The 19,625-nt window shown below is 65.7% G+C and carries 17 protein-coding genes and 1 tRNA gene; 5 read left to right on the top strand and 13 right to left on the bottom strand.

The window, feature by feature from the left end:
* Positions 1–336 precede the first annotated feature (336 nt).
* Positions 337–1,521 (top strand): cystathionine beta-lyase, encoded by a 1,185-nt coding sequence (metC, locus tag JQ591_RS10280; RefSeq protein WP_211395885.1) that lies wholly within the window; start codon positions 337–339, stop codon positions 1,519–1,521.
* Between the two features lie 200 nt (positions 1,522–1,721).
* The gene (locus tag JQ591_RS10285) at positions 1,722–3,413 is read left to right on the top strand and encodes a Na/Pi cotransporter family protein (RefSeq protein WP_211395886.1); all 1,692 of its coding nucleotides are present in this window, start codon (positions 1,722–1,724) and stop codon (positions 3,411–3,413) included.
* A 9-nt stretch (positions 3,414–3,422) separates the two neighbouring features.
* Here JQ591_RS10285 and JQ591_RS10290 read toward each other — a convergent pair whose 3' ends face one another.
* The 6 genes from JQ591_RS10290 to JQ591_RS10315 all read right to left on the bottom strand — a co-directional run bounded on the left by JQ591_RS10290 (position 3,423) and on the right by JQ591_RS10315 (position 14,611).
* Positions 3,423–3,761, bottom strand: a complete 339-nt coding sequence (locus tag JQ591_RS10290) for a lipid-A-disaccharide synthase N-terminal domain-containing protein (protein WP_211395887.1) — start codon at positions 3,759–3,761, stop codon at positions 3,423–3,425.
* Entirely contained in the window at positions 3,758–4,507 is a 750-nt protein-coding gene (locus tag JQ591_RS10295) for a glycosyltransferase family 2 protein (RefSeq protein ID WP_211395888.1), read from the bottom strand. The genes JQ591_RS10290 and JQ591_RS10295 overlap by 4 nt, the downstream gene beginning before the upstream one ends.
* Positions 4,508–4,574: 67 nt before the next feature.
* Positions 4,575–5,420: a phosphatase PAP2 family protein gene (locus JQ591_RS10300; protein WP_211395889.1), complete on the bottom strand. Its 846-nt coding sequence runs from the start codon at positions 5,418–5,420 to the stop codon at positions 4,575–4,577.
* Position 5,421: 1 nt separating this feature from the next.
* Entirely contained in the window at positions 5,422–7,164 is a 1,743-nt protein-coding gene (locus JQ591_RS10305) for an ArnT family glycosyltransferase (protein ID WP_211395890.1), read from the bottom strand.
* Between the two features lie 50 nt (positions 7,165–7,214).
* Positions 7,215–9,407, bottom strand: coding sequence for a penicillin-binding protein 1C (gene pbpC / locus JQ591_RS10310; protein ID WP_249136739.1), 2,193 nt, complete (start codon positions 9,405–9,407; stop codon positions 7,215–7,217).
* Positions 9,407–14,611: an alpha-2-macroglobulin family protein gene (locus JQ591_RS10315; protein WP_211395892.1), complete on the bottom strand. Its 5,205-nt coding sequence runs from the start codon at positions 14,609–14,611 to the stop codon at positions 9,407–9,409. Before JQ591_RS10315 ends, pbpC begins: the two co-directional genes overlap by 1 nt.
* 403 nt (positions 14,612–15,014) lie before the next feature.
* Between JQ591_RS10315 and JQ591_RS10320 the strand changes: the two genes are divergently transcribed.
* Positions 15,015–15,091: transfer RNA gene (locus JQ591_RS10320), tRNA-Arg, on the top strand.
* A 97-nt stretch (positions 15,092–15,188) separates the two neighbouring features.
* Here JQ591_RS10320 and JQ591_RS10325 read toward each other — a convergent pair.
* From JQ591_RS10325 to JQ591_RS10335, 3 genes are all read right to left on the bottom strand, one after another.
* On the bottom strand, positions 15,189–15,362 hold the full coding sequence (locus JQ591_RS10325) for a hypothetical protein (protein ID WP_211395893.1): 174 nt from the start codon (positions 15,360–15,362) through the stop codon (positions 15,189–15,191).
* Positions 15,363–15,616: 254 nt separating this feature from the next.
* Entirely contained in the window at positions 15,617–15,835 is a 219-nt protein-coding gene (locus JQ591_RS10330; RefSeq protein WP_211395894.1) for a hypothetical protein, read from the bottom strand.
* A 256-nt stretch (positions 15,836–16,091) separates the two neighbouring features.
* Positions 16,092–16,241 (bottom strand): hypothetical protein, encoded by a 150-nt coding sequence (locus tag JQ591_RS10335; protein WP_211395895.1) that lies wholly within the window; start codon positions 16,239–16,241, stop codon positions 16,092–16,094.
* 283 nt (positions 16,242–16,524) lie between these two features.
* Here JQ591_RS10335 and JQ591_RS10340 point away from each other — a divergent pair, with 283 nt between their 5' ends.
* Positions 16,525–16,686 carry a hypothetical protein gene (locus JQ591_RS10340; protein WP_211395896.1) on the top strand — a complete coding sequence of 54 codons (162 nt, stop codon included), beginning with the start codon at positions 16,525–16,527 and terminating at the stop codon, positions 16,684–16,686.
* Between the two features lie 106 nt (positions 16,687–16,792).
* On the opposite strand, the gene JQ591_RS10345 is transcribed toward JQ591_RS10340, so the two are convergent.
* The 3 genes from JQ591_RS10345 to JQ591_RS10355 form a co-directional block, all read right to left on the bottom strand.
* The gene (locus JQ591_RS10345) at positions 16,793–17,614 is read right to left on the bottom strand and encodes a hypothetical protein (RefSeq protein WP_211395897.1); all 822 of its coding nucleotides are present in this window, start codon (positions 17,612–17,614) and stop codon (positions 16,793–16,795) included.
* A 185-nt stretch (positions 17,615–17,799) separates the two neighbouring features.
* Entirely contained in the window at positions 17,800–18,036 is a 237-nt protein-coding gene (locus tag JQ591_RS10350; protein ID WP_211395898.1) for a hypothetical protein, read from the bottom strand.
* Positions 18,037–18,138: 102 nt separating this feature from the next.
* Entirely contained in the window at positions 18,139–18,375 is a 237-nt protein-coding gene (locus tag JQ591_RS10355) for a hypothetical protein (RefSeq protein WP_211395899.1), read from the bottom strand.
* 266 nt (positions 18,376–18,641) lie between these two features.
* Between JQ591_RS10355 and JQ591_RS10360 the strand changes: the two genes are divergently transcribed.
* Positions 18,642–18,989 carry a DUF6481 family protein gene (locus JQ591_RS10360; protein WP_211395900.1) on the top strand — a complete coding sequence of 116 codons (348 nt, stop codon included), beginning with the start codon at positions 18,642–18,644 and terminating at the stop codon, positions 18,987–18,989.
* A gap of 123 nt (positions 18,990–19,112) precedes the next feature.
* Here JQ591_RS10360 and JQ591_RS10365 read toward each other — a convergent pair whose 3' ends face one another.
* The gene (locus tag JQ591_RS10365; protein ID WP_211395901.1) at positions 19,113–19,355 is read right to left on the bottom strand and encodes a pentapeptide MXKDX repeat protein; all 243 of its coding nucleotides are present in this window, start codon (positions 19,353–19,355) and stop codon (positions 19,113–19,115) included.
* Between the last annotated feature and the right edge of the window lie 270 nt (positions 19,356–19,625).

Genomic DNA, 19,625 nt, shown 5'->3' on the forward strand with positions numbered 1-19,625 from the left:
CCAGGGCTAGCCGTATCAAGACCAGCCTTGCAAGAGTCATGCTGGAAAACGTTGCCAAACACTCGCCGATCCCGGGAGGCCATACCTTAATCCCCGCCGAAAGGCGCCCGCCATTACGGCTGTGGCGCAAGGTCCGGTCAGGCGATGGATCGAAGGTCGCGGCAGGCCCCTCAACATGCAGCGACTGAATAGCACCTGCGCATCTCAGAACGACTGGCGAGCCGGGTCAAGGGGTTGACGGGACTCTTCTGTGTTCTGTTATTAACGAGGGCGGCCTCCGGCCGTCCCCAAGGCGCGCCTCGCGCCTCGCGGAAACGCGCTTTTGAAAGCAGACGCATGGATTCCTCGCACCCCTCCCAGCAGCAGGCCGAGACCCGGCTGGTCACCTCCGGCCGCGACACCAAGGCGCAGAAGGGGTTCGTCAATCCGCCGGTGTTCCACGGCTCGACCGTGCTCTATCCGACCGCCGAGGACCTGCACGCCCATAGGGGCGAGTTCACGTATGGCCGCCACGGCTCCCCCACCACCAAGGCGTTCCAGGAGACGCTGATGGCGCTGGAGGGGCCGCAATGCGCCGGCGTCGGCATCGTGCCGTCGGGCCTGTCGGCGATCTCCACCACCCTGCTCTCGGTACTGAAGGCCGGCGACCACATCCTGGTCTGCGACAACGTCTATCGGCCCTCGCGCAATTTCTGCAACGGCATGCTCGCCCGCCTCGGAATCGAAACCAGCTATTTCGATTCGATGATCGGCGCCGGAATCGACAAGCTGTTCAAGCCGACCACCCGCGCGGTGCTGGTCGAGGCGCCGGGCTCGCAGTCGTTCGAGATGCCCGACATCCGCGCCATCGCCGAGGTCGCGCATGCGCGCGGCGCGCTCGTCATCGACGACAACACCTGGGCGACGCCGCTCTATCACCGCTCGCTCGAGCAGGGCGTCGACATCAGCATGCAGGCCGCCACCAAATATATCGGTGGCCATTCCGATATCATGTTCGGCACCATCTCGGCCAATGCCAAGGCATGGCCGCAGATCGCCGAAGGCATCCGCCTGCTCGGCGTCTGCGCGGGCCCTGATGACGTCTTCCTTGCGCTGCGCGGCCTGCGCACGCTGTCGGTGCGGCTGGCGCAGCATCATCGCTCCGGGCTCGACATGGCGCGCTGGCTTGCGAGCCGTCCCGAGGTCGCGCGCGTGCTGCATCCCGGGCTCGAGACCGATCCCGGCCACGCGATCTGGAAGCGCGACTTCACCGGCGCATCGGGCCTCTTCAGCATCGTGCTGAAGCCGGCTCCGCAGAAAGCCGTCGACACCATGCTCAACACGCTCAAGCTGTTCGGCATGGGCTTTTCCTGGGGCGGCTTCGAGAGCCTGGCGATTCCTTTCGACTGCAACGACTATCGCACCGCGACCAAGTGGGCTCCGGGCGGCCCGACCCTGCGTCTCCACATCGGCCTCGAAAGCACCGACGATCTCAAGGCCGATCTAGATCGCGGCTTCGCTGCCCTCAAGGCGGCAATGTGAGCCTGCTCACGAGGCATCGCGCCTCAGGACGCGGCAATCGCGCCGGCGGACGCGCTAATGCGCGCCGCGGCGGACGCGCTAATGCGCGCCGCGGGAACGTGCAGCAACCGCAAACGTTAACGCCGACGCGCCAACAAATGGTTTGATCCCCCGTCGTTTGGCGCTAGCCTCACCAATCGACTCCAATCCGGACACGGAGCATGGGAACGTTGGTACTGCTCGATCTGATGGGCGGCGTGGCGCTGTTGCTGTGGGGCCTGCACATGGTCCACAGCGGGATTCTGCGTGCCTTTGGCCCGGACCTGCGACGGCTGCTCGGCAAGGCGCTTGGTAACCGCTTCAACGCGTTCGCCGCCGGCCTCGGGCTGACGGCGCTGCTCCAGAGCAGCACGGCAACCGCGCTCCTCACCAGCTCCTTCGCCGCCGAGGGCATGCTCAGCCTGGTCGCCGCGCTCGCCATCATGCTCGGCGCCAATGTCGGCACGACGTTGATCGTGCAGGTGCTGTCGTTCAACATCGCCGCAATTGCGCCGGTCCTGTTCGTGCTCGGACTGGTCGCCTTCCGCGCGGGTCCGCGCTCGCGCATCAAGGACGTCGGCCGTGTCTTGATCGGCCTCGGACTGATGCTGCTGTCGCTGCACATCCTGCTCGACACGCTGGCGCCGGCCGAGAACGCGCCGGGCGTCCGCGTCGTGATGTCTTCCATCACGGGCGATCCCGTTCTGTGCATCGCGATCGCTGCGCTCGTCACCTGGGCGGTGCATTCGAGCGTCGCCAGCGTGCTGCTGATCATGTCACTCGCCTATTCGCAGTTCATCTCGCCTTACGCCGCGCTCGCGCTGGTGCTTGGCGCCAATCTCGGCAGCGCCATCAATCCCGTGTTCGAAGGCGCCAAGCGTGACGATCCCACCAGCTATCGCCTGCCGGTGGGCAATCTCGTCAACCGCGTGATCGGGATCGCCCTGGTCCTGCCTTTCCTGGGCCCGATCGCCGAGCACATGCACGCCTGGCAGCCCGATCTCGCCAGGATGACGGCGGCGTTTCATATCGCTTTCAACGTCGGCACAGCCATGATCTTCATCGGCCTGCTCGACACCATGTCGCGCCTGTTGACCCGGCTCCTGCCCGATCGTGTTCAGGAGGCCGATCCGGCCCGGCCGCGCTATCTCGACGAGACCGCGCTGGAGTCGCCGTCGCTGGCGTTGGCCGATGCTGGCCGCGAGACGCTGCGCATGGGCGATCTCGTCGAGATCATGCTGCGCAAGGTGATGGCGGCGATGATGAGCGGCGACCGCGCGCTGGTCGACCAGGTCTCGAAGATGGACAACGTCGTCGACGGCCTCGACGAAGCCATCAAGCTCTACGTGACCAAACTCATGCGGGGCAGCCTCGACGAGAGCGAGGGCCGGCGCGCGATGGAGATCATCTCCTTCGCCATCAATCTGGAACATATCGGCGACATCATCGACAAGAGTCTGAGCGAGCTCGCGACCAAGAAGATCAAGCGCCGCTTTCAGTTCTCGCCCGAGGGCGCCGAGGAGCTCGCCGCCTTCCACAAGCGCACGATGGATTCGCTGCGCATCGCCTTCGGGGTCTTCATGTCGGGCGACGCCAACGAGGCGCGCAAGCTGCTGGTGGAGAAGACGGCGCTGCGCAACACCGAGCTTGCCGCCGTCGAGCGTCACCTCGACCGCCTGCGCGAGGGCCGCCCCGAGACCATCGAAACGACGTCACTGCATCTCGATGTGCTGCGGGACCTGCGCCGTATCCACTCGCATATCTGCTCGGTCGCCTATCCCGTGCTGGATGCGGCCGGCGAGCCGTATCGCAGGCACGAGGCGAATACCGCCGCCCTGCCCGCGTCGGGCGCAGCGTCGGCGTTGCCGCGCTAGTCGGCTCGATCAGCGCTCCAGCGTCCTTGAGCCGCGGCTGCGGTTCTTCACGATCAGCATGATGTTGCGGATATAGATGATGGTCGCGAGCGCCTGGCCGAGAATGATGACCGGCTCGCGCTTGACGACGCCGTAAACCAGCGTCATCAGCCCGCCACCCATGGAGCAGAACCAGAACGCCATCGGCACCACGCTGTTGCCAGCGCGCTCGCTCGCGATCCACTGCACCAGGAAGCGTGCCGTGAAGAACAGCTGCGCGACGAGGCCGAACGCGAGCCAGAAGTCGAACTTGGCCACGAAGACGTCGTAGAAATAGTTGCTCAGCGCCTGACCGTATTGGATGATCATGCCTTCACCTCAGTCACAGCCGGCGTCGGCTTCTTGCGGCGGATCAGCCACCACACGCCCACGAGATCCATGATGCCGATCCACAGCCGGTCGAAGAAACCGTAGTTTGACACGCCGGAGCGGCGCGGCCGGTCGATCACGTCGACATAGGCGATCTCGTAGCCCTCGCGGCGCACCAGCGCCGGCAGGAAGCGATGCAGCCCGTCGAAATAGGGCATCATCAGGAACACCTCGCGCCGGAACGCCTTCAGGCCGCAGCCGGTGTCGCGCGTACCGTCCTTCAGGATCGCGTTGCGAACGCCGTTGGCGACGCGCGACTGGAATTTCTTGAAGCCGGTATCCTTGCGGCCGACGCGTTGTCCCGCGGCAAGTCCGACCTTGCTTCCGTTCTCGACCGCCGCGATCAGGTCCGGCAGGAAAGCCGGATTGTTCTGGCCGTCGCCGTCGAGCGTCGCCACGATCGCGCCGCGTGCCGCACGCACGCCGCTGCGCACGGCCGCGGATTGGCCGCCTGACCTGGCATGGCGCAGCTGGCGCAGATTGTCCCGCTGCTTCATGATCGCGCCGAGCCGTTCGCCGGTTGCGTCCGTCGAGCCGTCATTGACGTAGATGATCTCATAGGCCCAGCGGCCGTCGAGCGCCGCGCCGATCTCCTCGATCAGCGGCACGATGTTGTCGGCTTCGTTGCGCACGGGAACGACGATCGAAACCGAGGGCTGGGAAACCGAAGGCTGGGGCGACGACAAATCGAGAGCTCGTGGTTGGAATTGGCCTGCACCTTAGGGAACCGGCGGTCCCGGCAGGCAGCCGCTTTTATGGGGCGGATGCCCCGTGGGCAACCCTTTTGAGGCGGCCCGAGACCGCCCCTGCAACAGGCACAATGGTGCCGTCGGCACGGATGGCAAAGCCGAGCCTGCGGGCCGCAAACCAGTAGCGCACCGCCATGGCGCCGACCATGCCGACCAGGGCGCCGGCCACCACGTCGCTCGGGTGGTGCGCGAGCAGCACCAGCCGCGTCAGCAGGATCACGATCGCGTAAGTGAACATGAACACGCGCAGCCGCGGCCATAGCGCCGAGACCGCAAACGCCAGCGCGAACGCCGTCACCGCATGGCCCGACGGCAGGCTGGCATAAGCGCCCGACCCCTCGAACGGGATGAAGTTGAACGGATTGGCCTTGCCGCCGACGAACGGACGTCCGCGACCGATGAGATATTTCAGGATCTCGGCGACGAATACGGACACGGCAACAGACAGAAACATGAACTGCAGCCGCGTGCCGAGGCCGAGCAGCAACGCGCGGCTCCTGCCGTGCAATCCCGCAGCAACCAGCGCCAGGACCACCAGCACACCCCCGAGCACCGAGAGCACATACTCGTCCTTGCCGAAATCGGTGAGGATGCGGATCGGCCACAGGCCGGGCGTGCCACGCGCCGGCATCAGCTGGATCTCGGTCAGGTCGAACACGACCATCAGCGCGATGACCAGGGCCGCACCTGCCGCACTGAGCCACAGCGAATGCCGCGCCAGCTTTCGCGCGGCCTCGGCGCGGCGCGAATGCGACGGCGTGCGCACGAGCTGTGCCAGGGCGCGCCCCGACAGGGCGAGCAATTGCGCGGGATAGCTCGCGCGCGGCGCGATGTCGGTTGGCGCCGACATCCTACTCGGTGCCTTCCGAGCGGAAGATCGCGATCGAGATCGCGCGCCCTTGCGAGAAATTATAGCCGTCGATGCGCGTGCCAACCTTGTAACGCAGCCCGATCGCCTCGGCGCGCTGCACGAAGCCGCGCTCCGAGCGCTGCTCGACCAGCGCGAAACGGCAGCTCCCCTGCCGCAGGAAATCCGCCGCCCCCGAACCGTCGGTGAGCAGTGTCTGCGTACCCGTCAGGAAGACGAGGCTCGGCTCGTGATAGCCGGCCGCGGCAGCCTTCGGCCCGACGCAGGTGACGTTGCGAAGCGCGCGCGCGACCTCGATGCTTGGAAACACCGGCGTCAGCGACGGCAGCACGATGCCGTAGACCACAACCGCGAGCATCAGGGCTGCGACCAGCGCGTTGAGCAGCGAGCGCTCGGCGTGGTTGTTGTCGTGAAGCCACCAGGCGAACAGGCCGAAGATCAGCGAGGCCGCGATGAACGGCCAGGCCACGAAGGCCGGTTGCCGCGTCAGCATCACCGCGCCGACAACCGCGATGATCGAGCCGGCCACGGGGATCGCGAACCACCAGGCCGAGCCGCGCATCAGCCAGGACCACGACAGCACGCGCCGCTCGAGCGCGCCGACGGTCAGGATCGCAATCGCAGGGTACAGCGGCAGCACGTAATGCGGCAGCTTGGTCAGCACCGCCTCGAACACGATCCAGGACGGGACCAGCCAGGCCAGCAGGAATTGCGCGCCGGGCTCGCGCCGCGCGCGCCAGACCGCGGGCGCGGCCATCGCCGCGAGCGGCGCGCCGGGCCAGAACGTGATCCAGAACAACGCCAGGTACAGTCCTGGCGGCGCGCCGTGGGATTCCTGGGCGCCCAACTTGCTCAGCATGTCGCCGCCGACGGAATCGGCGAAGAAGGCATCGCCCGCGCGCCAGAAGATCGCGACGAACCAGGGCAGCACCAGCACCAGCATCCACATCAGGCCCCAGAGCGGGCGCAGCTTCCATAGCCAGGAGGCATCGCGGTCCTGGATCGCGAGCGCGACGATAGTCAGGCCTGCGAACATCAGGATCAGCGGGCCCTTGATCAGGATGCCGACGGCGAGCGCGGTCCAGAAGATCGCGGGCCAGCTCCAGGGCGGATGCGTCTCGTCCTCGGCGCGCTGCCACGACAGATAGGCCCGTGCCATCGCGCCCATCGCGGCGACCACGCAGAACAGCAGCATCGCGTCGGTTTTCGCAAGCCGCGCCTCGACGCCGAGCAGCACGGAGGCGCTCATCAGGAGCGCGGCAAGCACCGCGGCGCGCCGCGTGACGAAGCCAAGCGCCGTCCAATAGGTCATGAGCACGGCGCCGATCGCGCCGATCAGCGAGGGGAGCCGATAGACCCAGATGCGCAATTCGGCCCGCGGCAGACCGAGCGCCGATGCCGTCTCGACCGCCGCCGATTGCAACCAGTAGATCCCGACCGGCTTCTTGTAGCGGACGTCCTCCTGGAAGCGGATGTCGACATAATCGCCGCTCTCGACCATCTGCTTGGTCGCTTGCGCAAAACGCGCCTCGTCGCGGTCAACGGGCGGAATCGTGAAGAAGCCCGGCAGGAACAGCAGCAACGCGCACAGCAGCAGGAAGGCAACCGCACGGGCATGGCTGGCCGTGGCGTAGTCGAGCACGAGCACGAGCCGGCTGCCCGGATTCGCGGGCGCTTTCGGCTCGCGAGGGGCTCCAAAACGGGGGCTGGGATAGGTCTCGGCCATTGGTTCCGCTTACGCTGAAACCGTCATTCCGACAACCGCTTGAGGCCGGGTCACTGAATTCGAATGACAACTGTGTCCGCGGCGCCCGTGGCATCGATGACGGTCAGCCGCGCAAAGCCCGGACCGGGCGGATCGATCAGCCGCTGGCGCCGTCCGTCGATCTCGCCCAGCGCCATTCCGTTAACCATGACGGTCATGGGCAGGACGCCGCCGGCGACCTTGACCGGCATGGCTGCGTCCCCCTCGCCACCCGAGCGATCGACGTCGATCCGCGAGCCGTTCAGCGGGAATTGGATGTGCAAGGCCTGTTCGCCTCCAGTCCGCACCAGATCACCGACCGGGCGGAACCGCTTCAGGGGCAACGGCAGCTTGGCGTTGCTGGCAACCAGGGTTCCCTTTGGTGGCTTGGGCAACGGGACGAGCGTCTTGCCGGTCCGTGCGAAGGCATCGAACAGGATCGGCGCGGCGGCGACCCGACCGATCAGGCCCGGAACCGGCGCGCCGTCGGGCCGGCCGACCCAGACGCCGATCGTCATGCGGCCGTCGAAGCCCATCGACCAGGCGTCGCGGTAGCCGTAGGAGGTGCCGGTCTTGAAGGCGATGCGGTTGTGGGCCGCGTTCTCCGGCGGCGGGGTGCCGAGCAGCACATGGCCGACCTGCCAGGCCGCGACCTGATCGAGCAGCCGCAGCGGCTCGCGGTCGTCCCTGTCGGTCATGATCTCGCGCAGCGGCTTGGTGGTGCCGAGCCGGGCGAAGCCCGCATAGAGCTGGGCGAGATCCTGCAGCGTCACGCCGACGCCGCCAAGGCCCATGGCAAGCCCCGGCGCCTCGTCCTTGGGGAGAACCAGATTGCCGCCGGCCTGGCGCAGCCGCGATGTCAGACGGCTCGCACCGACGCGGTCGAGCAGGACGATCGCGGGCACGTTCAGCGACATCTGCAGCGCCCTCTTCACCGGCACCGTGCCCTGGAACGTCATGTCGAAATTTTCCGGCGCGTAGGAGCCGAAGCGAACCGGGCGGTCATCGATCAAACTGTCGGGGTGAACGAAGCCGTCCTCGAAGGCGAGCCCGTAGATGAACGGTTTCAGCGTCGAGCCCGGCGAGCGGACGGCGCGGGTCATGTCGACCTGTCCTGCCCGGCGCTCGTCGAAATAATCCGCCGAGCCGACACGCGCGAGCACGTCGCCGCTCTCATTGTCGACGACGATGATGCCGACCGAGATGTTCGGCCCCAACGCAATCGCACGATCGCGCGCCAGCGGCTCCAGCATTTTCTGCAAGTTCGCATCCAGCGTCAGCTTGATGACCGGTGTATCCCTGACGGTCGAAAGCGCGGTGTCGGAAGCATGAGGCGCCAGGATCGGCATCGGCTTGCGCAGCTTCGGCACGGGAACGGCCTTGGCCTGCTGCGCATCATCGAGGCTGATCTGATGCTCCTCGACCATGCGGTCGAGCACGCGGTCACGCGCTTTGCGCGCAGCATCGGGATAGCGGTCGAGCCTGCGGGTCTCCGGCGATTGCGGCAGCGCGACCAGCAACGCGGCTTCAGCCAGCGACAACCGCTTGGGCTCCTTGCCGAGATAGGCGATCGAGGCGGCGCGAATGCCTTCGAGGTTGCCGCCGTAAGGCGCGAGCGCGAGATAGAGGTCGAGGATCTGCTCCTTGCTCAAGCTGCGTTCGATCTCGATCGCACGCACCATCTGCCGCAGCTTTGCATAGAGCGAGCGCTGCCGCCGCGGCTCCATCAGTCGCGCGAGCTGCATCGAGATGGTCGAGCCGCCCGAGATGATGTGGCCGCGCGTCCCAAGCTGAAACGCAGCGCGCCCCAGCGCCAGCGGGTCGAGCCCGTTATGCTTGTAGAAGCGCTGGTCCTCATAGGCGAACAGCAGCTTCAGATAGGTCGGGTCAACGTTGGCGTTTGTCTCGACCGGAAGCCGCCAGCGCCCATCGGCCATGGCATAGGCCCGCAACAGTTTTCCGTTGCGATCGACGATCGTGGTGGAGACCTGGCGGGCTTCGTCGAGCGGGAGAGAACCGAGCGAGTAGACCCAACCGACGAAGCCGACGATGGCGAGGATGAGCATGAGTGCCGCGGCAGAAAGGACACGAAAGCCCCTGCCCTTTGCTCCGTCATGGCCGGGCTTGTCCCGGCCATCCACGTTCTTCGCCCCGGCATCAAAGTCCGTGGATGCCCGGGACAAGCCCGGGCATGACGACTGAGTATGAGGCGTCACCTCGCTCATCACTTCGCCGCCCGCACCTCGACGGTGCCCGTCCCGGTGCGGCCGTAGCGCGAGGGATTGTACATGTCCTCGACATAGGCCTGCGGCAGCACGTATTTGCCGGGCGAGACCACACGCACCACATAGGCCACCGTGAAGACCGCCTTGGAATCCGAGGCTCGGTCGACGGCTGCGGTGAAGCGGTCGTCGCGGAACTCGGTATCTTCGGGCTCCTCGCCGTCCTCGATCCAGTCCAGCGTACCGCTATCGCCCGACGAGACCAGCTTTGGATTGTCGATCTCCAGGCCCGCCGGCAGATAGTCGGACACCATGATGTGGCCGTACTCCGGCTTGGCCTCGGTGATCTTCAGCACCACCGCGAAGCGCTGGTTCTGTTTGACCTTGCTGATGTCGGCGGGCTTGCCGTCGAGCGTGAAGAAACTGCGCTCGATCTTGAACCCATTCGACGCCGCAGGCTCCGGCGTCACCGGCGAACCCGACACCGAGACCACCGCCTGCACCGGCGCATCGCCCGTGTTGGTGATCTTCAGTGGCTTGCCCTCCAGCGTCACGGCCTTGTAGCTGCGATAGAGCGCGGTCTTGACCGGCTGGCCATCGACCTCCATGGACAGGTTCTCCTTGGCCAGCGCGCGCGCCGCCAGCACCAGCCACGCGTTCTCCTGCGTGGAGGTGTAGGGCGTCAGTCCGCGCGCGGTTTCGACCCGTGACACCGCCTGCGTCAGCGTCGCCTTCGGCGCGTTGCCTTCGCTGGCAAGCGAGACCAGCGCTGCGGCATCGCGGAGCTGCGAGCCGTAGTCGGTGCGGCCGAACTCCAGCACCGGCTTTGGCGCGAGACTGTCGAGCGCTGCGCCATAGACCCGCTCCGCGCGGTTGCGGTCGCCGACCAGTGCGAGCGCTGCCGCAAGCTGCGACTTCGCGATTGGAGTCGCGAGGTTGCTCAGCTTGGTGTCGGCGAGATAGCGGAGATCGCCGATCGGCGCCGCGCCGTTGCGCGCCAGCACGTAGAGGCCGTAGGCGAGATCGCGGCCGCCGTCCTTCTCCGGCTCGTTGCCGTTGACGACCGAGTTGCGGATGCGGTCGAGCGCGTTCCTGAACAGCACGTCCGGCACCACAAAGCCCTTTTCGCGAGCTCGGGTCAGGAAGTCCATCACATACGCATCGAGCCAGGCATCGTCACCGCCGGCCGACCACAGGCCAAACGAGCCGTTCGAGCCCTGGCGCGCCAGCAGCCGCTCGATGGCGTCGCGGATGCGCTGGTCGACTTCGGTGTCCATGGCCAGATGCGCGCCGGCCGCGAGCTCGTTGACGTAGAGCAGCGGCATGGCACGGCTGGTGATCTGCTCCGAGCAGCCATAGGGATAGCGATCGAGCGCCTTGAGGATCGTCGCCGCATCGAGCGCAGTCGACAGGCTGGCCGAGACCGAGACGCTGCCGGTGCCCGGCACGAGATCGGCGAACATATCCGAGGTCAGCGTCAGGCTCTCACCCTTCGCCAGCGTCCGGATCGAGCGCCGCGCCAGCACTTGCGTCGCCGCCTTGACGTCGAGCGCATAGTGGCGTGCCAGCGCCAGGCCATTCGGCCCCTTGATGTCGACGTCGAGCGTCGCCTGCCCCGCCGCGGTCGCATCGATTGCGAGCGAGAAGGAGTTGCGCTGCTTGGCGGCGAGCTTGACCGTGGTTGCGGGATTGCCGGTCATCTTCACCGGGCCGCCGGTCTTGACGTTGATGACGTAATCGCCGGCCTGCCCCTCGACATTGTCGATCTCGAGATTGACCGTGCCGTGGTCGCCGTTGAGCAGGAAGCGCGGCAGGGTCGTGGTCAGCACCACGGGATCGCGGATCACCACATCCGTGTTGGCGCGGCCGAGCTTTGTCGCGGTCCACGCCACCGCCATCACGCGCGCGGTGCCGGCGAACTCCGGAATGTCGAAGCTCACTTCGGCGGTACCGTCGGCGGCAACGGTGACGATGCCCGAATAGAGCGCGAGCGGCTTTTGCGCGGGCGGCGAGCCCTGGAGCTCGGCGGCACCGGCGTCGCCGCCGGACTTGATCTGCCCGCGCGTGCCCGACATGCCGTCGATCAGTTGCCCATAGAGATCGCGGATCTCCGCGCTCAGGCGGCGCTGGCCGAGATAATAGTCGTCCGGCGCCGGCGGCTTGTAGTTGGTGAGGTTGAGGATGCCGACGTCGACCGCGGCGACCACGATCTTTGCGTCCTCGCCCGGATTGAGGCCGTCGAGCTTGACCGGGATCTTCAACATCGCATTCGGTCGGATCAGAGCCGGCGGCGTCAGCTTCACCTGGAGCGTGCGGGTCTGCTTGTCGATGCCGAACCATTTGAGTCCGATTGCCCGGCCCGGCATGCGTTGCGCGGCCGCATCGAGCGGACGGCGCAGCGTCGCCACCACATAGGCGCCGGTGCCCCAGTCCTTGCCGACCGGGAGCTTCACCTGCGCGGTGCCTTCCCTGACGTCGATGGTCTGCGTCGTCAGCAGGAGATCGCCGAGCACGTTGACGGTCAGCTTGCCGGCGCTGCGGACGTTGACCGAGACGGTCATCGTGTCGCCGGAGGCGTATTGCGGCTTGTCGATCGAGGTCTCCAGGAGGTCCGGCGTGTCGGCGCTGCCGTCGGAATACCAGCCGACGTCGAACTGCACCGAGGTCACCGGGCCGTCGGCGTCGTTCGACTTCACATCCAACCGGTAGCGGCCGGGCTGCGGAGTCAGCGAAATTCGCCACGGCTTGTCGGCGGCAACGGTCACGTCGCCGTCAGAGACGCGCGAGGTCGACTTGACCGGCTCGTATTCCCAGTAATTGCTCTGGCGATACCATTGGTAGCGCGACTCCATCTTCAGAAGCTCGTAGCGCAGGCCGTCGCGGCGTAGCGTCTGGCCCTCGGGCGAGACGAACACGACATCGAACTCGGCCTTGTCGCCCTCGGCGACGTTCTTGTCGCCGAACAGCGGCTTGATGCCGATCATGGCGGCAGCAGGCGCGACCGGCAGCACGATCTTGCGCTCGACGGCGCGGCCGCCGGTCTCGACCATGCGGACGAAGATCTGGGCCTCCTGCGGCCGGGTCGAGGCCGGCTGCTTGTCGAGCGTGACCGGGAAGGTCGCAACGCCGTTAGCGTCGGCTTCCGGCAGGTTCTCCAGCGGCGTGCGCTCGTTCGAGGTGGTCTCCTCGTCGGCGACGCCGAACTGGTAGCCGACGAAGCCCGGCCGCTCGGATGCGGGCGCGACCAGCATGTCGCCTTCGAGCGCCAAGCCCGACGCCGGCGCGCCATAGAGGAAATGGCCGTCCGCCTTAAGCTCCACTGGAGCGTTAGCTTTGATCAGCTTGTCCTTGGCCGACAAGTCGAATTCGATCCTGTCAGGGACGTAGTCCTCGACCATGAAGGTGGTCTCGCCGACCGACGAACCCTTCGGATCGGTGAAGGCGCGCACCCGCCAGGTCCCGGTCGGGACGGCCGAGTTGAGCGGCACGGACAAGGTGCGCCCGCCGGCGCCCTGGTCGGACAACACGGCGCGGCGGAATTCGACGCCATCAGGGCGCTCGATCACCAGCGTCATCGGCCCGCCAGTGACGGCATTGCCCTGCCCGTCGCGCAAGAGCGCGGTGAGATAGACGGTCTCGCTGGAGCGGTAGACGCCGCGCTCGGCATAGACGAAGGCGTCGGCGCCCGCAGGCGCGGCCCTACCCGAAACGCCACGGTCGGACAGGTCGAAGGCGGAGGTCTTCAGGCTGAGGAAGGCATAGTCGGCCTTATCGCCGGTAACGGTGAGCATCGCCGGCGACAGGCCACCCTCGCCGCGCGCAAGCCCCGCCTCGAACAGCACGTGGCCGCTGTCATCGGTCTTGCGGGTAGCCAAAATCTCGTTGTTGCGCGCGACCAGCCGCACCTCGGCTTTGTCGACCGGATCGGTCGAGGCCAGCGAATTCACGAAGACATGGATGCCGTCATTGCCGGAATAGGCCGTGACGCCGAGATCGGAGACGATGAACCATTGGGTGGCGAGCTGGTAGTCGTCGTCCGAGCCCGGTCCCTTGGCCGCGGCCGTCATCACGTAAACGCCGGGCTGGAGCTCGCCGAGCGCCTGGTCGACCGGGAACGCCGTGGTGACGTCCTGGTTCAGCGTCATCGTGGTGGCAAGCTCGCCGGTCCAGACTTTCACGCCGCGCTCGCCGCCGAGATCGCTGAGCTGGTATTTCGACAGCGTCTTCTGGAAATCGCTATCGACCACCGTGTTGATCAAATTGCGGTCGCCGATCCGGAACACGTTGATGTTGACGGCCGGCGTGTTGACGCTGACGACGGGAATGCCGCGCTGGCCGGTCCTCGGCAGCACATAGGCGCGACTGGTGAAGCGCACGAAGGGCTTGCGGTCGCGCACATAGACGTTGAACTCGGCCGATTTCGGCAGGCCTTCCTTCACGGTGGACGGCAGGCCGGCGCGCAGATTGATGTTGTAGCGCTCGCCATGCTTCAGCCCGTCGACGCAGAGCTGCTTGCCCTCGGCCGACAGCGCCGGCGTGTCCTGGCCCGCCAGCGCGAGGTACGGCGCGAAATCGGTGCGTTTTGCCAGCTCCTCCGAGAACTGGAAGCAGGCGCGCGGACTGGCGGAGTCCGAGTCCACCGTGTAGTCCAGCAGCCGAAAACCGTGCTCGTCGCGCATCTTTTCATATTGGCCGCGGACGTCGGCGACCTCGCGCATGTCGAGCGACAGCCGCAGCGCATCCAGCGCGGGCCGCCACAGCTTGCGTTCGGACAGCGACTTGCCGAGCACCGCGAGCGCGTCGGCCTCTTCGCCCGCATTGCCGGCGCGCTGGTAGGCGATGTAGGCGGCGGTCGAGGCGCGCTCCAGCAGGAAGGTCTGCTCGCTCGAGCTCTTCGGCGAAATCTGGAAGATGACTTTGGCCAGGCGCAGCCAGTTGCCGGCATCCTCAGGCGCGGTCGCCGCGATCTGGCCGAGCACCGACAGGCCGGTGCGATAGTCGTTGCGCCGGAAGGCAGCATCGGCGTCGGTGCGCAAGCTCGCGCCGCTCTTGGCGACCGGCCCAGCCTCGCCCTTGATCTGCGCCTCCAGCTTGATCGCGGAATCGGCGAGGTCGTCGCGTTTGAAGGCTTTGTCAGCGGCGTGCGCGGCCGAAAGACCGAGCGCCAGCGCGGCGCAGAGTGTGACGGCGCGAGCAAGACCGATCATGGATGGACTCCCGGAAATCGCGGACGAACGCCGCTTGTCGCATGAAATGCGCGGAAAGGTGACGGACTCAAGGCGATGGAACCAAAGGTGCAAATCGTCGCATTCGCCATCGCAAGGCAAGCCCAGAGGAGACTGATCAAGATACCGCCGCGCACGCCGTCCTGATGGCGCAGCAATACCGGACCAGTCGACCGGTGGCCGTGTCCCGGAAGCTGGCCAGCGTTCCCGGCGATGTGATCCATCGTCCAGTCCGCTGCCGCTCAACCCGGCACCCTGACACCCCACCGTTCCGCTTTGTCGCGGCTTCGAGGAAAACGGTTCGGTTCAGGCTTGGCGAAAGACGATATTTTTCATAATGGCATGGTAGATGAACGGCTGGCCCCAAACCAGGGCGGCTCAAGACGGTCCCGTAGCTCAACTGGATAGAGCATCAGATTTCTACTCTGAGGGTTGCAGGTTCGATTCCTGCCGGGATCGCCATTTTCAGTTTCATCGACGCGCGTTTGCCGATCCTTCGTGCTTCACGAACGCGTGGTTAGCCTCGCCCTCGGCTTTGATCCGGGCAAACGAGCCTTATCTATGCGCCGAGCGACGTGCGCCCGATAAGGACTTCGATGCCGCTATCCGACTGGACGAGAATGGCTATCGCATCTGCGGTGGCGGTTGTCGCAATATCGTTCCTGGCCATCGACGCAGGCGTCGTGAACTCCAGCGTGATCACAAAGCCCATCGAGACCGCGCGGGCTTCCATCGCAGACGCGGCGGCGAGCCAGCATCAACTCGCCTTTGCCGTTCAGGCGTGGGCGGGTCGAGGCCACCAGAAGCCACACTTGGAAGAATGCCTGGCGATCGATTGATCCAGGCGCGGCACCAAATCAGTGCGCGCCCTGCCGGCACTTTCGTTTGTTCACGATCCGACTCCGCTTCGTTCGCAAAGCACGAATCGTAGCCAAGAAAATCGACGGTGCGCATGTCTTAATGCTGCGTTTCACTCGGCCAGACAGTTCAAGCGTCGAGCGTCACCAGCACGGGCCGCAGCCGGTAGGCGTCGATCGCGGCGTTGGACAGCAGCAATCGTCGCCTTTCGCCGCGCAGCATCATGCAGTCAATCCTGTTCAGGATGAACCGGGCCGCGTCCCTATGCTCACCGGTGAGCAGGCCGGACTGGTCGAGATATTTCCAGGCAATCTCGAAGGACTGTGCGCGCAACTCGAGGTCGGTCATAGCCGCTCAACGTCGGCGGGCAACGGACGTTCCTATCGGCAATCCGCGGATGACTTCCCCGGCCGGCCTGCATGAACTCGCGAGGATCGGATTGAGGGACGCGGAACGAACCCGTGATCAGCGCGTTGGATCTTGAATAGCGCCGATCTGCCAGCCCCGATCGGCTCTAGAGAACCCCGTGCTTGTCCCCCCGAGCACGGGGTTTTCCTTGTGAATTTTTCTTGTGAATACGGGTTCTTCTCGTAAGAGCGTGGGCTCAGTCCGACCGTTCCTCGCGCCGGTCGCGGGCGAGTTGATGCCAGGCCAGGGCCAGCTCAATGAGAAGTTGCCGGTCGAGACCTTCGGCTGCCACGGCGCGCTTCATTGCCGCCTCGGCTTCGTGCTGTGGATCGTACTTGGTACACATGAGCCCGACTCTAGCCGGACGATCTGGACAAGCGCATGGCAATTTCGTCCGTATGATTGCGGGGGTTAACACCCTCCTCACGCGAACCTTCTGATCGCTTGCCGACGGAAGGGAGAAGCCGCGAATGGCGCGATCGTTTCCAGAGATGTGTGCCGCACGAAGCAGTGAGGCTGGGCTTGATACGGACCGATCTGTGAAGTGCGTCACAGCCTGCGCCCGGCGTCTCCGCTAAACAGTCCTCAACGCTCCCAGGGAGCGAGAAGGCATGGGAGATGTTCCCGTCATGACACAAAAAGCCGCAGCCGAAATTGCCGTCCCGACGCGACGCGAACGATCCGACCCGCTTGGCATCGCATATCTTGCGACCATCGGCATCGTGATACTGGCCTGGATCGCAGGCCTGGTTTGGGCCGCGATCGCGTTCTTCAGCTGGCTGGTGTCCTGACGCGCGGGCGATCCCGTTTTCATTTTCGGCCAGCTGACGGCCAGCGCCAAAACAAAAGAGGCGGGCTTTTCGCCCGCCTCTTCGCTTCAGGTCTCGCCTGGAGTGTTCAGTAACACGCGCGGGGATCTGCCTGCACGTACTGGCCGCTCGGATAGCGGTAGTAGCAGTTGCCTTGGGCCAGATAGTAGCCGGGGCGCGATGCAGCCGTGGCGCCGGCGATCGCGCCGGTGGCACCGCCGATCACGGCGCCTGCGGCCGCGCCCGAGGCGTTGCCCGAGATCAGGCCGCCCAGCACGCCGCCGACGATGGCGCCGCCAAGCGCGCTCGCGCCGGGATCAGCCGGAGGCGGCGGCGGTTCGTAGGCGTCGGGAGGCGGCGCCGGGGCATAGGCCACCGGCACGTCGTCGTAATAATCCTCCGAGATGTAGGCCGGCGGCCCGTCCATCCGCTGCGGATAATAATACCGCGCGCCGCCGACATCCCACCACCAGCCGGAGCGGCCGTTGTGGACTTCGTGGCGCCAGCGCCCGCCATCCCAGGCGAGATGGCCGCGATAGGCGTGTCCGCCCCAATCGCGCGCCGGTGCGGGACCCCTGGCGTAATTGCGTGCGGGCGGTGGGCCGCCGGCATTGCGCGGGCCAGGACCTTGACCCCTAAGACCTGGACCGCCGTCAACGCCCGGACCTGGACCCGCATGACCAGGACCGCTGGCATGAGGCTGGCCGCCGGGCTGTGGCCCGGGCCGAGCCGCCTGCTGTGGCGGCGGACCCTTGCGCATGTTCTGCGGCGGCGCACCGGCGCCCGGCCCGGCCGATGGCGGGGAGGCGTCTCTCGGCGGCCTAGCGTCCTGAGCCTGCGCCGAGACGGCAAGCAATGACATGGCCGAAACCAAGGGAATGATGATCTTCATGCGGCTGGACGCACTCATGCGTGCTTGAACCCCTGCTCTCTCGATTGCCGTCAATGGCCGTGGTGCCTGGCGCGATAGACGATTCGCATCGCGCTGAGCTGATGCCGGCTGACATGACTGACCTGCTTTGGTCGGCTAAGTCCCGTTACAAATGATTAAGATCACGGCATTTTTTCGTCCGCGCGGACCGCACTGGAGTGCCTCTAGCGGGCCGGCTCGATCACATTGCAGTTGCTTCGCCCGGACATCAGGCAGTCCTGCATCTTGCTCGCGGAGGTGAGATCGCGCGCGAGCCACCAGCCGACGCCGAGGATCACGATCGCGATGATCAAACCGGCGATGGCGCCGCGGCGGTTGTCGCCGGATTGACGCTTGGGTCGGGGTTTGGGCTTCTCGCCCGGTGCAGGCTTGAGTTCGGGATTGGGCTCGGGGCTGGACATGGCTACCTGGTCGCGCGGGCACCAGGGGCTTTATCAGCTCTGCGACCTGGCGTCACATCCCGCGCGGCCTCGGGTCAGTCTCTCCAGTTCAGCCTCGTTAGCTCAGCCTCGGGTCTGCCGGATCGCATCCTTGCGCGAGGTTTCGACCGCCGGGATCGCCTGCTGGGCCCGCGGAGCGCAGGTCGTGAGCACAAACGCGGTCTGGGTGCATTCCCAATCCGCACCCAGGACGGCACTTTCGATCGGCTGCGGACGGGCGAGGAGCAGCGTGGCACCGACCAGGGCTGCCACCGCGACGGCGATTGCGAGCGCCTTCAGGCTCAGTCTTGAGATCGTCATGCCCGTGCTCCGCGTCTCATACCGGGCGGACGCTAGGCGCCGCCCTGGTGCCCCTTTATGAGGGACATCACAATTCGGCAGTTTTTCGGGGCTACGAGAGATCGTCGGGGCGGCGATTTTCGTCTACCTGATCGGCTGCGATTATAGGTGGCATCACGGCGCGCGCCGATGTACACGCATCTGCGTCGCGCGGCGCCCGCTATGCCCAGCCGACGTACCAACAGGCAATGATGTAGGATCGAAAGCGAGGATGACAAGGTTCGCCGATGAGTGGATTTAGGGAACCAGGCTTCTCCGACCGACAAAAGGCGGCACAGGAAGCACGTAAAAACCTTTTGAACAAATTCAAGTCGCAGCCGGGGCCGGATGATCCCGCGGTTGTGGCGAAGCGTGCGGAGCGCGAGGCCCTCGCGGCCAAGCGCGCCGAGGCAAAGGCTGCGCGCGAGACGGAAAAAGCCGAGCAGAAGCGCCTTGAAGAAGAGGCTGCCGCGCTCGAGGCCGCGCGGATCGCCCGCGAAGCCGAAGAAGCCGTCGCAAAGGCGGCTGAAGCCGAAGCCGAGCAAAAGGCCAGGCGAGACGCCCGCTACGCCGCCCGCAAGGCGAAGCGCAAGTAGCGTTCGCAAGTCACGTTCAATTGAATTTGGACTGAAACATTACTCCGGGGCGGTCCACGTGACCGCCCCCAGACTTTTGGCGCGCGCGTCTGCCTGCGCAGGCGCCTCCACGACGATGGAAGATCAGTGCTTCTTCATCATCCCGTCGTCTTTTTTCATCCCGTCCTTCGACATCGTGTCCTTCTTCATGCCGTCGTCCTTGGACATGGTGTCCTTCTTCATGCCGTCCTTGGACATCGTGTCCTTCTTCATCATGCCGTCATCCTTGCCCATCTTGTCTTGAGCAAAGGCGGCCGGCGACAGCGCGAGGCCGAACGAGAGAACGGCCGCCGAAACGCCGAGCGCGATGCGGGTACGAATGGTCATGACTGGTCTTCCCTTCGAGATGATGTTTGTCAGCGACGGACGCCGCTATCTGATCTCGACGGATTGCCACGGGGCGTTGTTACGCGGCCGCTGATAAATTTCTGCGCACTTGCCGCTGTCCTTCGTTTGGCGGATCCAGGGGATCAGGAGTGTGCAACGCAGCATGGCCGACACTTGCCGCGGCATTCGGTCTCGAACTATCAGACTAGAGAACATTGTCTGAAAGACCGGTTAGGATGGGCCTCAGCGCGGTCTCAAAGACCAACCCAA

The sequence above is a fragment of the Bradyrhizobium canariense genome, assembly GCF_018130465.1.
In the GTDB taxonomy this organism is placed as follows: domain Bacteria; phylum Pseudomonadota; class Alphaproteobacteria; order Rhizobiales; family Xanthobacteraceae; genus Bradyrhizobium; species Bradyrhizobium canariense_C.